We start from the raw sequence: 13,941 nt of genomic DNA, 5'->3' as shown, positions 1-13,941 counted from the left end.
AGATGAAAATTTTAATGTATAGTGTTCGCGATGATGAACAGGATGCGATTCAAGCGTGGGCTGCGGCTCATCAAATTCAAGTAGATACGAATGATCTGGAATTCCATCCAGAAACTGCCGACCTGGTCAAGGGTTATGACGGCTTGGTCATTCAGCAACGCAGTCCAATTGGTGGTGATGCTAGCTTATACCAATCATTAGCTGCGGCCGGGTTAAAACAACTAACGAGCCGTACGGCTGGTGTGGATACAATCGATATTCCGGCAGCCAAGGCGGCTGGTCTTGTGGTCACGAACGTCCCAGCCTATTCGCCTAATTCAGTTGCTGAGATGTCGGTGGCACAAACCATGCGCTTGATTCGCAACTTGGAAATGTTTGATCAACGAATCAGCCAACAGAATTTTCAGTGGGCGGGACTGCAAGCACGAGAAATTCGATCATTAACCGTTGGTATTATTGGTGCGGGTCGTATTGGTGGCACGGCCGCTCGACTTTTCCACGGGTTAGGTGCCAAGGTGATTGCCTATGACGTGGTACGCCATCCTGAACTCGAAGACGTTTTAACCTACGTTGACACTAAGGAAGACCTATTGCGGCAGGCGGATGTCGTTGATTTACACGTGGATTTGAATGAGACCTCTGCGGGGTTGATCGATGCGGCGGCCCTGAAGTTAATGAAGACGGATGCCTACATTATCAACGCCTCACGCGGACCAGTGATTGTCACCGATGATCTTGTGGCAGCGTTAAAGGCCGGTGAAATCGCCGGTTGTGCACTTGATACGGTTGAGGGTGAAAATGCGTTATTTAATCAAAATCATCAGGGTGAGGTGCTTCAAGATACCAACGTGGCACAATTAATGCAGATGCCCAACGTCATCATCACGCCACACGTGGGTTTCTATACGAATCTAGCGGTCAAAAATATGGTCGATATTAGCCTAGATGACGTCTTAGCAATTCTGAATGGTGAAACGACGGCCCACGCCTTTTAATGATGGCGTCAGTCGCTACTACCAGTATGGCTGTAGGAGACGGTGGCTGGTCAAAGTGCCCCACCGGTTAACTTGTTCGGCGACTCGCTGTTCGATAACTAGCTTATAGCGGGACTAATTTGGTGGTGCGTCCGCGACTGGGCTTCAGGTGTACTGGCAATGAAATAAGCCTTCCAAGCATATTGCTTGGAGGGCTTATTTGTCTCTTGAGTCGGCTGACTGGTCGTGACTAACTAGCTAGTAGATTCGGCTAACCAGCCATTATCTAATAACTGGTGATAGTGCTTACCGATTGGCACCCACAGTTTAGCTTGCAGAATGCTACGGAGCTCATCCCAGAAGAGTGGATCGCGTTGTTCATTGGTGGATAAATTCAATTTTAAGTAGGCCCCCGTCTCAGTCTTGGCAATCACAAAGGGATAAAAGACTTTGATAATCTGGGCCGCTATAATGTTAGTCATGTTAGCTGCTTGGTCAAGTAACATATTATCGTCTCCCGTTACAATGCAGATGATTAATTTCTTAATAGTTCTAGGTTAGCAGTGATTATTAAAGAAATGATTGCGGAAGCGTTAACAATTTTTAAAGTTCAGTTAGTTAAAACCACTAATTGTGAAAATTATGCGCCGGACGCTTCGGTGGCTTTCAGTAGTGGTATGATTAAAAGCGGGTTAAGTTTAGTTGTTAGAATAATATAAATTTTATTGAAATCATTGTCTAAAAATTATTCGGCCGTGGCAGTTCCAAAAAGAAAGGCGAATTATTATTGGCTTTTCACGAATAATGTTCAATATTGGAGCTGTTATTCAGCTATTTTAACTGAAAACAGTGTAGCTGTTTCTCACTATTTTATGGATATCGAACAATATTTAGCTACTTTTTGACAAAATTACTAATTATGTATTAAACTATTTAAATAGCATTAACGAAGAATAAGGATTTCTTAACTCTAATTATTAATGCAATAATTCTAGACCGTCAGTCAACAGGCTGATAGAGAAAGCGAAGGTGACTGCAATGTCAATGATCGAATTTCACGACGTCGAAAAGTATTATGGTGATTTTCACGCCCTCAAAAATATTAATTTAACGATTAATGAAGGTGAAAAAGTTGTTTTGATCGGACCATCTGGCTCAGGTAAGAGTACCTTGATTCGAACCGTTAACGGTTTGGAACGTGTCCAGTCAGGTCAATTGTTAGTCAATGGGTTTGATTTAGCCGACCGCAAAACGGATATGAATAAAATTCGCAAAAACGTTGGGATGGTGTTCCAACACTTTAATTTGTACGCTAACAAGACGGTGCTTGAAAATATCATGATTGCTCCCCGGTTAGTCTTGAAACGGCCGGAAGATGAGAATAAAAAATTAGCGATGGACTTATTAGATAGTGTCGGTCTGGCTGACAAGGCCAATAGCTTACCGAGCCAATTATCTGGTGGGCAATCACAACGAATCGCGATTGCACGTTCTTTAGCTATGAAGCCGAAGTGTCTCTTGTTTGATGAACCCACCTCAGCACTAGATCCCGAAATGATCGATGATGTGTTGAACGTGATGAAGAGTGTTGCCGAAGACTCCAGTATGACCATGTTAGTTGTGACCCACGAAATGGGCTTTGCTCGTGAAGTGGCCGATCGGGTTATTTTCATGGCTGATGGGGAAATCTTAGAAGATGATGCTAAAGAAAAGTTCTTTGATGGTCAGCCGTCTAATGAACGGGCCCGTCAATTCTTGAGTAAAATTATTACACACTAATTTGTAGGGGAGGACCACGAATGAAGAAGCTGAAACGACTAATTGGCGCACTCGGCATGCTTGCCATGCTAGTGGTGGTCTTAACCGCTTGCGGTTCACGGCAATCATTAGCAAAACAGGATGTTTTGACCAATGATAAAGCTAGTAAGACGATTACGTGGGGTGTTAAAGCTGATACGAAATTATTTGGGTTGATGGACGTTAAAGATAATCAAATCAAGGGGTTTGACGCCGACATTGCGACGGCATTAACAAAGCGGGTGCTCGGTAAGAATGCTACCGCCAAGTTTGTCCAAGTAACGAGTCAAACGCGGATTCCATTGTTGAAGAATGGGAACATTGATGCCATTATCGCCACGATGACTATCACGCCGGAACGTGAAAAACAGGTTGATTTTACGAATTCATACTTTGATGCGGGGCAATCACTGTTGGTTAAAAAGGGCAGTGCCATTAAATCAGTTAAGGATTTGAATAAGTCGGGCACCAAGGTCCTTGGTGTGACCGGTGCAAACTCCGTTGAGAACATTAAGAAAGCAGCGCCTAAGGCTAAGGTGTTGGAATTATCCGACTATGCTCAGGCAATGACGGCGTTGAAATCTGGTCAGGGGGTCGCGTTGACTACTGATAACGGGATTCTTTACGGGATGGCGTCGCAAAACCCAGGGTACGAAGTGGTTGGGGGTACCTTCACGAAAGAACCATACGGGATCGCTGTTAATAAGGGTCAGGAACCGTTAAAAAAGGCTCTGAATAAAGCGCTCAAAGAAATTGAAGCGGACGGGACGTACAACCGCATCTTGAAGAAGTGGTTTGGTAACGTGGCCGGCTTCGACTATAAGGAGGCGTCACGCTAATGGAATACATTCTAACGCACTATTGGTCAGAGCTGATTCAAGGACTCGGATATACGTTGTTATCCAGTGTGATTGCTTTGGTATTCAGTACGATCATCGGAACAATGTTTGCTATCTTTGAAGTTTTGCCAAGTCGTACGATGCGCATCATTGGTCGAGTTTATATTGAAATTTTCCGGAACATTCCATTGTTAGTTATTGCGATGTTCTTCTACGTGATCATTCCAATGTATGTTGCCAAGATTGATGGTTTTACCGCGGGGACAATTGGGCTAACAATCTATACCTCGTCATTCATTGCGGAAACGGTTCGGGCCGGAATTCAATCTGTTGATCCTGGACAAATGGAAGGCGCCCGTGCTAATGGGATGACGTACTGGCAGGCAATGAGTAAAATTGTCTTACCACAGGCATTTAAAATCATCATTCCACCGTTGGGCAACCAGTTTATTAATCTGGTGAAGAACTCTTCTGTCCTAGCTTTCGTGGCTGGGTTCGACTTGATGTACCAAGCAAATTCAATTGCGTCACTATCGCTTGATACGATCAATAGCTACGTGGTCGTAGGGGTCTTTTACTTAATCATTACGTTGCCACTGAGTTATTACATGCGGCACTTAGAGAAAAAATTAGCAAACTAGAAGGGGGCGACGATTCATGCAAAACTTTATTCAAGCGTATTCGTGGATAAATATCCGGTTCTTGCTCGAAGGACTCTGGGTAACGGTGGAAGTGTCCGTCGTTTCCATCATTGCCAGTTTTATTATCGGTTCAGTCCTAGGGGTGCTTCGGTACGTCAAGATTAAATATTTATCGGCAGTGGTTGGGTTTGTTGTTGACATTATTCGAAACTTGCCATTGATCTTAATTATCTTCTTTACTTACTTTGGCTTGCCACACTTGGGATTCAAGCCTGGTATCATTTTCGCAGCCATCCTCGCTATGACGATTTTTGAATCGGCCATGTTAGCCGAAATCATTCGTTCAGGGATTTTGGCGGTTGATTACGGTCAGATGGAAGGCGCCCGGGCTAACGGGATGAGCTATGTACAAGCGTTATGGCACATTGTCTTTCCACAAGCAATCAAGAAGACGATCCCAACGATTGTGAGTCAATTTATCTCACTGATTAAGGATACGTCGCTGGCAACCATTATTGTCTTACCTGAATTATTAAACCATGCGCAAATTATTTATGGTCAGAACTCAGCGTATATTTTACCGATGTTCTTAATGATCGCAGTCATGTACTTCATTATTTGTTACGCCTTGTCAATTCTGTCACGTGTGTTGGATAAGAAGTTAGCGTAATTAAACTGGTGGGATGATGGCTGAAATTCCTTAATGAAAAGACCAAACAAGCAATAATGCTTTGTTTGGCCTTTTTTATAAAAAATATTTAAATGTCTTGCAAAAAATAGAAGGCGTGATAATATAGTTAATGAAAACGTTTTCTGTAAAACTGAAATTAAGGATTGTAACTCATACTCTTTGAGGCATTACCTTTTACTTGTTGAAATATACGGGTGAAGTGGGTGCCTCAAGGAGTTTTTTTGTATTGAAGGAGGTTCAGTGATGTTTGGAATTAAAAGAAAGAAAGTTGATGTCTTCGAGGTGGTTACACCAATTGAAGGTATTTATATACCGATCACGGCCGTTATGGATGAAGTGTTTGCAAAGAAAATGATGGGTGATGGATTTGCTATTAGGCCGAGTGAGGACACTAATCAAGTTGTGGCACCGATTAGTGGGAAAATCGTTGCATTACCTGAAAGTAAACACGCTATTGGCATCATGGATGAGACTAGGGGCGTGTCTGTATTGGTTCACATTGGCCTAGATACAGTTGGCTTAAATGGTAGAGGCTTTACGGCACACGTCAAATTAAATCAAGAAGTTAAAGCAGGGACCCTATTAGTGACGCTCGATCGCCAAACGATGGCGACCGCGGGATTAGATATGACCACCATAGTTGTCTTTACAGAAGGTTATACGGGCGAAGTGCCACTTGGCAGTAAGCTTCATCAACAATTAGCAGCCGGCACACCAGTTTTAAAGCAAGCATAAACTATGTAAAGGAGTGCGAATTAAAATGCGGGTGGTGAAGAAAATTAATAACAACGTGGTCGTTTGTCTTGATCAACATGGTGAAGAATTGGTCGCCTTTGGTAAGGGACTAGGATTTCAAAAAGTCCCGTATGAGCTTACTGATATGACTAAAGTGACGATGACATTTTATAAATTAAACTATCAATATTATCAATTACTAAAAGAAATACCCACTGAAATCTTTGATTTGAGTGCGGCAATTGTTGAGCGAGCGCAGGCACTAATTCCAAGAATTTTGAATCCAAATATGATTTTTAGCTTAGCTGATCATATTAACTTTGCAATAACGCGACTAACCCATTATAAAAGCGCCCAGTTACCATTTTCATATGATGTGGAGCAATTATACCCACAAGAAACGGATGTTGGGTATTACGCCGTCAGGTTAATTAATCGACGGCTAAATATTCAATTACCAGTTTCCGAGGTCACAGCAATTGCCATGCATTTTGTCAATTCTCAGACTAATGATTTAGCGACCAATTCAAGTGTAAATAGCGACGATGAAATGATAAAAATCATCACAAAAATTATTGAACAAGAATATGAGCTTAGAATCAATCAAACCGAATTCACATACAACCGGTTTGTCATGCATTTACGGTATTACATTAAACGGATGAAGAAACATGAGCAAATTTCTGAAAATGATAATTCTAAATTATTTAATACGATGAGGCATGATGAGCCTGAAATTTACTTGGTAGCAAAGCGAATTGCAGACTACGTTGATAGTCAACTTGATACTAATAGTAATGATGATGAACTTTTCTACCTAATGATATATGTTAAAAGGATCGTTAATAAAATGAATACTCAAGCGTAACCGTTAATTAATGGAGGTGTATGCGACATGAAAAATAAGGATAAACAGTATGAAAAAGTGGCGAATGGTGTACTGGAAGCAGTTGGTGGTAGTGCGAATATTTCTTCGGTGACACATTGTATGACCCGATTACGTTTTAATTTGAAGGATGAAAGTATTCCTAATGATGGTGAGGTACAGAATATTCCAGGTGTGATTGGTGTCAATCGCGCTGGTGGCCAGTATCAAATCATTATTGGACAAGCAGTTAGCAAAGTTTATGATGCGTTACTTACGGTGGGAAATTTAACTAGAAACGCGCCAATTAATGAAGATTTAGATAATCGACCTAAAGAAAAGTTAACGTTTAAGTCTGCGGGAAATATGATTCTAAATAAATTGGCTGGATGTTTAACACCATTGATTCCGATGTTGATTGCTGCATCAATGTTTAAAATGTTTGCGGCCATTTTAGGACCAAGTATGTTCAATATTCTTGGTACTAAAACATCGTTGTATCAGTTATTTACGTTGGTTGGTGATGCTGGATTCTACTTTTTTCCAATCATCTTAGGATATACAGCTGCTAAGCAATTTAATACGTCACGGATTATTTCAATGTTTTTAGGTGCAATTTTGATTGATCCTAATTTAATTAAAATTGTGACTGCTGGAAAGGCATTTAATATCTTCGGTATCGCAATGCCATTAGTTAATTATTCAAGTACGGTCATTCCAATTATTTTGTCGGTTTGGGTAATGTCGTATATTGAACGGTTCTTTAAGCGTTATGTACCAGAGTCAATTAGTACGATTGTTATCCCAACGTTGACGATTGCAATCATGTTGCCGATTTCGTTATGTATTTTAGGCCCAGCGGGAAACTTTATCGGCAATTACATTTGTACAGGAATATTAGCTTTTGGGAAATTAGGTGGCTTGCCAACGATTATCGCGGTTGGAGTGGTTGGTGCCTTATGGGAAATCTTGGTTATGACCGGGATGCATCTCTTAATGCTTACGACGATGATGATGATTTTTGCGCAATCGGGTCATGAAAACTTTGTCACACTTGGCGCAGTTGCCGCTAGTATGTCGGTCGCGGGCATGTGTTTGGGTGCGGCCTTACGAATTAAGGACCAAGATCAAAAGACACTTGCTTGGGGTTATTTAATCGCTAGTATTATCGGAGGTGTGACTGAACCAGGATTATATGGACTAGCAATTCGTTATAAACGACCGTTTATTGGCATGATGATTGGTGGATTTTGCGGTGGCTTATATGCTGGCCTGACAACAGTTACAGCTTATGTCATGGTACCTGTTGCAAACTTTTTATCTTTAACTGCGTATGTTGGCGGGCAAACATCTAATGTGATTAACGGTGTGGTTAGTGGCGTGATTGCGTTTGTAGCAGCTGCTATTGCAACTTATGCGATTGGTGTTGAAGCCAATACAAACAAACAGGGGACTAAAGAATTTAAACTAGTGGAGGCTTAAAAGCTAATGGAAAGAAAAGTAATCGTTCGAGCTGATGATTTAGGTTATTCCGATGCAGTTAATGTTGGGATTGCACGAACAGTTCACAACGGGTTAATTAATAATGTGGGTGTTATGGTCAATATGCCAACGACGATGTCAGGATTAGCCATGATTAAAGATGCAGGGGTTTGCTTAGGGTTGCATACTGTTATATCTGCTGGCCGGCCATTAACAAATCCAAAATTGATTCCGAGCATCACTAATCCAGATGGTACCTTTCGTCATTCCTCGGATTATCGGGCGGCTATTCATGATTTTGTCGATCTTAATGAAGTTGTTTTGGAAATCGAAGCGCAATATCAAAAATTTGTAGCGTTAGTTGGTCGCCAGCCTGATTATTTTGAGGGTCATGCGGTAGTTAGTGATAACTTTGTTAAGGGATTGGAAATTGTGGGTGAACGTCATCGCTTAAATCTTTTACGCTTTGCAGCAGGCCCAGATAGTCCGAGTGTGCTATTTAAGGGAAAAGTATTACATGTTTTTATGGAAAGTATGGGCAAAAACTATAACCCTTATGAAACGTTGAAACGTGCGGCACTAGCCCAATATAATGACGGCTATGCTATGATGGTTTGTCATCCTGGCTATTTGGATGACTACTTATTACAACATTCAAGCCTGACAGTTCCCCGGACGCAAGAAGTCGCAATGTTAACAGATTCTCAAATGCAGGAATGGTTAGAACGACAGCAGATCAAATTAATCAAATATAGTGAGGTTTAGTTACTAAGCGTTAAGGTAATCGGTAAGCAAATTAAATCACTTATTTCAATGCGCGTTGAAAAGCATAAAAAGAGCGTTGCTACTGAAAATATCTTCAGTAACAACGCTCTTTTACAAGTTATCAAGAATTTAAATTAAGCATTTTGATTTTGCTGCTGCTTCCAATAATAGATTGGGAACCCAACGGCCACGATAACCAAGGAAATCAGTACACCCGATAAGTCTGAGCCAATTTCACTGATAATCACGAACAGCGCGCCCAGAATCGCAATCAGCGGTGTGATCGGAAATCCAGGTGTCGAGAATGGTCGCTCAGAAGCTGGACGTCGTTTTCTTAAAATAAAGACACCAACGAAGGTTGCCACGTAGAAGCAGTAGACCGTGAAGATACAGAGGTCCGATAAGCGATCTGGATTGAAGAACAGGATCATAATACTAGCATAAACGAGAATGGCAATGGTTGCGGCGATCGGCTCGTGTGATTTTTTGTGCAAGTAACTGAGTTGTTTAGCGAATGGCAACTGATTCTGAGCAGCCATGGCGTACACGATGCGGGGGAAGGTCATAATCTTGCCGTTTAAACAGCCCACCATCGAGATGATAATCCCAATGTTCAGTAGGCGCCCGCCAATTGTGCCAAACGCCGCTTGGGCAAAGTACAGCGTCGTTTGTTGCCCGAGTTTGTGGATCGTTGCCGCGGGTACGAAGTGGAGAATCCCATAGCTGACTAAGGTATACGCAATCAAGACCATTGAAATCCCTAAAATAATGGCTTGTGGTAATAACTTCTGCGGGTTCTTGATTTCGCCACCCAAGTTAGCGACTAAGATCCAGCCATCATAGGCAAAAAGTGTTGCGAGGACGGCAACCCCGAAACTACCCGTTGATTGGGTAATTGTATGTAAAGACTGTCCCAGCGCATTCTGATTACCATAGAAGAGTCCAAAAATAATAATAGCCGCAATCGGTAATAATTTGCCCAACGTGGTCGCAATTTGAAATGCGGCGCCCCAACGGTTTTCGAACATGTTGAGGATTCCAATCAGGACGATGACGCCAATCGAGAGTGGCGCCTGCCAACCCGCCCGCAGGTTGAAGAAACCAACTAGTAATATACCAAGGTAAGCGCTAATTGAAGCGATGATAGCGGGACCGTAGACGGCGATTTGCATCCAACCAGAGAGAAAGCCCCACAATTTACCATAGATTTGTTCCATGTAGACATAGAGCCCGCCCGTATGCGGCATTTGGGCACCGACCTCGGCGATTGTTAAGCCCGCGGTCAACGTAATCAGTCCACCTAGTAACCAGGCGAGTAACGCAGCGCTCGGTGAGCCCGCACTATCAAGGACTGATGATTGCTTGAAGAAGATTCCTGACCCAATAACCGTACCAACGACGAGTGAAAGTGCTGACCAAAAACCGAGTGAACGGTTCAGGGTCGTTGCTTGCTTTGTTTCCTGCATTAACCTGAAATCCTCCCTTGAAACAACCAAATTCTAAATGATTGCACTTAGCATACCAGAGATTAATGGTGATGACAATCAAATATCGTTGGTTGTGGCCGGCTTTTTGCCCAAAATCCGAACTAATAACGATATTTTAATAATAAAGTTCGACAAGGCTCAAAATGATCAGTGTTATTCGGTTGGTGATTCGAGTTTCGACAAAATAGGATTGGGCGGCGTGGTGGCTTTAAATTAATTTATTTATCTTCCTAATATTAGCAGGGTTATTTAACGGGTCAGGTTAGTCATTAACTTAGTCATTAATTGAGTTAGTTGTGCCCACTCGGATTGATTGAGACCACCCTTAGCAGTCAATAAATCCGGCAAATCATTTAAAGCAAGTCGTGTTGCGGTTCCTTGAGGTGTCAGAGTGAGCAAGATGCTCCGTTCATCTTGGGGATTCCGATGACGTGTAATTAAACCAGCTTGGGTCATTCGCTGTAGCACGGGCGTCAGCGTTCCCGTACTTAAATTTAGCTGGGTGCTCAACGTTTTGACCGTGACAGCGCGCGGCGGTGTCGCATAGAGTGCGACTAGAACCAAGTATTGTGGATAAGTGAGTCGGTGTGCTGTCAAAGTTGGTTGGTAGAGGCGTTGAATAGCATGGACTGTTGTGTAGGTTGAAAAACAGACGTGGTCTTCAAGGGGGCGAATTGTGGTTGTCTTCATGATAATTACCGCCTTTCATGCGATGAGTATTAAGTATTAAGTGCGGAGACGTTCTAATAATGATTGTGCACAATCGATTGACTGGATTATAGCACATTCTGACAATCTGTGGGCATAGTTGCCCTAGTGCCGGTGGGATCTTATGGTCTGGTGGTCACGTTCAGTATGCAAACTGATGATTGTGGGTACCACTTGCAGTGACGTCATGGTAATAATTTTTGGTTCCTTCCTAAAAATACAGTATAATGCTACGAGTAGGTAAGAGAGTGGGGTTAGATTGATGGTAATTGCAATTGTGGTGTTGTTGATGCTGCTCAGCATCGGCTTATTTGGGTTGCTGTTAGCCGGTGCCAGACGGCAAGCAGCGCCATTTTTTGACCACAGTTTTGGTTTCGGCATGGTTATCGGGGCCGTGACGGATTTTCTTGACACACTTGGTATCGGAAGTTTCGTCGTGTCCACGGCAATTTTTCAAGCGAGCCATTATTTAAAGGATGAACGTAAGCTACCTGGAACTTTGAACACGATGCATGCGATTCCGACCGCGTTTGAGGCGTTTTTCTTTGTTACAGCAGTTGCGGTCGAGCCAGTGACACTGATTAGTTTAGTTTTAGCAGCAACGCTCGGCGCATTACTGGGTAGTGAAGTCATGACGAAGCTTAATCAGCGGTGGATTCAGTTAATCATGGCCGGTGCGTTAGTCATCACTGCTTTACTGATGGCAGCGAAGTTATTAGGTTGGATCAGTTTGCTGGGAGTTGCTAATCAGGCGACGGGGCTATCCGGTTGGAAATTATTGGTCGGCATTGGTGGCAACTTTATCCTAGGGTTACTGATGTCAGCCGGAGTCGGACTGTACGCACCGTGTATGGTAATGGTGTATTTTCTGGGATTGACCCCGATTGCCGCCTTCCCAATTATGATGCTGTCGTGCGCATTGTTGATGCCGATTTCGGCAGTGAATTTTATTCGCCATGACCGCGTCGATTATCGCGGCTTATTCGGCATTATTTTAGGCGGTATTATTGGCGTGGTGGTGGCAGCGACCTTAGTTAAGTCACTGTCCTTAACAGCCCTGAGTTGGTTGATCGTCTTAGTGAGCTGTTGGACGGCCTTTTCGTTATGGCGTGCCGCGCAACGCCGGAAAAATGTGTTATAGTCAACGGTATGAGTGGTTAGGCTAACCAAGCCTAGCCACTTTTTGTCGTTGTTTAAAATGATCTTCAGGCTGCTAGAAAAAATAGCGGTCGCTGGTTGACAATTTATACAGCTGGCTGTATAAATGAAAGGGCAGGTGATTAAGATGAATCATGATGAAATGGTGGCGCGGCAAGTTCTGATTTTAGCTCGTCAAATCAAGCGGCGTCGCAACCAACATTTGCGGACGGTGGGGTTAACGACTGAGCAAGCGGATGCACTGACCTTTTTTACGGATCAGCCAGGTCGCACGGTAACCGCGTTTAAGACGTACCAGGAAATCACCCATCAGACGGCCAGGATGATCGTGCAACGCTTGCAGACGCGCGGATATGTCCAATTAGTGGTCAGTCCAACGGATGCGCGTGCCAAGCAAGTGGTAGTGACCCCGAGTGGGCGTGCTAAACGCGAGCAGCTCCGTCAACATGGCTGGCAGACGAGTGCGCAAATGTTTGCCCATTTGGATGCCGAACAACAACAGGTATTTTTAGATTTGTTACGGCAAGTTAATCAGAATTTAGAAAGTGATGAGAATTGATGAAGACGCGTTTATATACGCCGGATGTAAAGTTAGTGTTAATGGCTAGTTTCTTCTTTTTAATGAGTCCAATGTTAATCAATCCCGTGATTGCAGGATTTGCGCACGGTATTGGCGCTAGTAGTGTGCTTGCCGGTACGATTGCCGGGTTAACGAATTTGACATCGCTAGTGCTCCGGCCACTTGCTGGGAATTTAACCGACCGGGTCTCTAAGTACCGTTTGACCTTCGTGGGGGGCTGTTTGTTGCTACTAGCTAGTTTAGGTTATAGTTTGACAACCAACGTGACGTTAATCATGTTATTGCGAATTTTGAATGGGTTGGGATATACCTTGTGTTCAGTTTGCATGGCAACCTGGATGGCTAGTTTATTGCCACCCGATCGAATTGGCTCTGGAATGGGCATTTATGGGCTAGCGAATGCGCTTGGAATGGCGTGCGGGCCGGCAATCAGTGTCTTCTTGTATCAACATTACAGTTACCAGAGTGTTTTTTGGTTAGCAGCGGGCTGTAGTTTACTGCTCATCATCATGATTCAATTCGTCGGTGATCATGGTGAACCAATTGTGACGCCTCAAACGGCTACGACTAAGCACCATATTCGCATCGTACAACCACGAGTAATCCCCGTGGCCTTGATTTTGCTTTTATTTTCATTACCATATTTTTCCACCCAAACCTATATTGTCAGCTACGTCGCTGCACGGCATTTTCATGTGGCAGCGGGGGTATTTTTCCCGGTGTACGCGGGTATTTTATTAGTATTGCGAATTATTCTCCGCGATTGGTTCGACCGGGTGCCATTTAAACGGTTCATCTGGTTATGCTTAATTTTTAATCTATTAGGATTGATTGGCTTAACTGACATGAACAATTGGGCGATGCTACTGCTGGGTGCAGCAGGACTGGCTGCCGGATACGGTTTGATGTTTTCAATTTGCCAAGCTAAAGCATTGATGCTCGTGCCGAAAGCTGATCATGGGCTAGCCAATAGTACGTTTTATATTGGTGTTGATCTCGGAATGTCACTTGGCCCCATCATTGGCGGGCTGATTAGCAGTCAATTACCAATGGCGTGGTTTTATCCCGTGATGATGGTGACGCTGCCATTGATTATCGTTGTTTACCTAGTCAGTCGTCGGCAGTTAGCTTAGCCACCAACATGCTGGAGAAGGTTGTTCTTGGTATACACATGATTATGAATTTTTTCAGTAGGGGATATCAAAAAGTCACTTCAAGT

General features: G+C 43.2%; 15 protein-coding genes. 12 read left to right on the top strand and 3 right to left on the bottom strand.

Annotated features, from left to right (window positions below; all coding sequences use genetic code 11):
* The first annotated feature begins 2 nt into the window (after positions 1 to 2).
* The gene (locus E5260_RS11850; protein WP_003641121.1) at positions 3 to 995 is read left to right on the top strand and encodes a D-2-hydroxyacid dehydrogenase; all 993 of its coding nucleotides are present in this window, start codon (positions 3 to 5) and stop codon (positions 993 to 995) included.
* Between the two features lie 233 nt (positions 996 to 1,228).
* Here E5260_RS11850 and E5260_RS11845 read toward each other — a convergent pair whose 3' ends face one another.
* On the bottom strand, positions 1,229 to 1,480 hold the full coding sequence (locus tag E5260_RS11845) for a hypothetical protein (RefSeq protein ID WP_003641122.1): 252 nt from the start codon (positions 1,478 to 1,480) through the stop codon (positions 1,229 to 1,231).
* Positions 1,481 to 2,012: 532 nt separating this feature from the next.
* On the opposite strand from E5260_RS11845, the gene E5260_RS11840 reads away from it, so the two are divergent.
* The 8 genes from E5260_RS11840 (at position 2,013) to E5260_RS11805 (ending at position 8,789) form a co-directional block, all read left to right on the top strand.
* Positions 2,013 to 2,753, top strand: a complete 741-nt coding sequence (locus tag E5260_RS11840) for an amino acid ABC transporter ATP-binding protein (RefSeq protein ID WP_003641125.1) — start codon at positions 2,013 to 2,015, stop codon at positions 2,751 to 2,753.
* A gap of 20 nt (positions 2,754 to 2,773) precedes the next feature.
* Positions 2,774 to 3,610 (top strand): transporter substrate-binding domain-containing protein, encoded by an 837-nt coding sequence (locus E5260_RS11835; protein WP_003641126.1) that lies wholly within the window; start codon positions 2,774 to 2,776, stop codon positions 3,608 to 3,610.
* Positions 3,610 to 4,251 (top strand): amino acid ABC transporter permease, encoded by a 642-nt coding sequence (locus tag E5260_RS11830; protein WP_003641127.1) that lies wholly within the window; start codon positions 3,610 to 3,612, stop codon positions 4,249 to 4,251. The genes E5260_RS11835 and E5260_RS11830 overlap by 1 nt, the downstream gene beginning before the upstream one ends.
* Positions 4,252 to 4,267: 16 nt before the next feature.
* Positions 4,268 to 4,921, top strand: a complete 654-nt coding sequence (locus E5260_RS11825; protein ID WP_003641128.1) for an amino acid ABC transporter permease — start codon at positions 4,268 to 4,270, stop codon at positions 4,919 to 4,921.
* 264 nt (positions 4,922 to 5,185) lie between these two features.
* Positions 5,186 to 5,677, top strand: coding sequence for a PTS sugar transporter subunit IIA (locus tag E5260_RS11820; protein WP_003641129.1), 492 nt, complete (start codon positions 5,186 to 5,188; stop codon positions 5,675 to 5,677).
* Positions 5,678 to 5,702: 25 nt separating this feature from the next.
* Positions 5,703 to 6,545: a PRD domain-containing protein gene (locus E5260_RS11815; protein WP_003641130.1), complete on the top strand. Its 843-nt coding sequence runs from the start codon at positions 5,703 to 5,705 to the stop codon at positions 6,543 to 6,545.
* Between the two features lie 27 nt (positions 6,546 to 6,572).
* The gene (locus E5260_RS11810; protein WP_003641131.1) at positions 6,573 to 8,024 is read left to right on the top strand and encodes a PTS transporter subunit EIIC; all 1,452 of its coding nucleotides are present in this window, start codon (positions 6,573 to 6,575) and stop codon (positions 8,022 to 8,024) included.
* Positions 8,025 to 8,030: 6 nt separating this feature from the next.
* Positions 8,031 to 8,789 carry a ChbG/HpnK family deacetylase gene (locus tag E5260_RS11805; RefSeq protein ID WP_003641132.1) on the top strand — a complete coding sequence of 253 codons (759 nt, stop codon included), beginning with the start codon at positions 8,031 to 8,033 and terminating at the stop codon, positions 8,787 to 8,789.
* A 134-nt stretch (positions 8,790 to 8,923) separates the two neighbouring features.
* Here the strand turns inward: E5260_RS11805 and E5260_RS11800 are convergent, their stop codons facing one another.
* Both E5260_RS11800 and E5260_RS11795 read right to left on the bottom strand, forming a co-directional pair.
* Complete coding sequence (locus tag E5260_RS11800) at positions 8,924 to 10,255, bottom strand: APC family permease (protein ID WP_003641133.1); 1,332 nt, start codon at positions 10,253 to 10,255, stop codon at positions 8,924 to 8,926.
* Positions 10,256 to 10,525: 270 nt separating this feature from the next.
* Positions 10,526 to 10,966 (bottom strand): MarR family winged helix-turn-helix transcriptional regulator, encoded by a 441-nt coding sequence (locus tag E5260_RS11795; RefSeq protein ID WP_003641135.1) that lies wholly within the window; start codon positions 10,964 to 10,966, stop codon positions 10,526 to 10,528.
* A 280-nt stretch (positions 10,967 to 11,246) separates the two neighbouring features.
* Here E5260_RS11795 and E5260_RS11790 point away from each other — a divergent pair, with 280 nt between their 5' ends.
* The 3 genes from E5260_RS11790 (at position 11,247) to E5260_RS11780 (ending at position 13,855) form a co-directional block, all read left to right on the top strand.
* Positions 11,247 to 12,125 (top strand): TSUP family transporter, encoded by an 879-nt coding sequence (locus E5260_RS11790; protein WP_003641136.1) that lies wholly within the window; start codon positions 11,247 to 11,249, stop codon positions 12,123 to 12,125.
* 135 nt (positions 12,126 to 12,260) lie between these two features.
* Positions 12,261 to 12,701, top strand: coding sequence for a MarR family winged helix-turn-helix transcriptional regulator (locus tag E5260_RS11785; protein WP_011101190.1), 441 nt, complete (start codon positions 12,261 to 12,263; stop codon positions 12,699 to 12,701).
* Entirely contained in the window at positions 12,701 to 13,855 is a 1,155-nt protein-coding gene (locus E5260_RS11780) for an MFS transporter (RefSeq protein WP_003641138.1), read from the top strand. The genes E5260_RS11785 and E5260_RS11780 overlap by 1 nt, the downstream gene beginning before the upstream one ends.
* The last annotated feature ends 86 nt before the right edge of the window (positions 13,856 to 13,941 follow it).

It is taken from the genome of Lactiplantibacillus plantarum, from assembly GCF_014131735.1.
In the GTDB taxonomy this organism is placed as follows: domain Bacteria; phylum Bacillota; class Bacilli; order Lactobacillales; family Lactobacillaceae; genus Lactiplantibacillus; species Lactiplantibacillus plantarum.
This window is presented reverse-complemented; position numbering and strand designations above follow the sequence as displayed.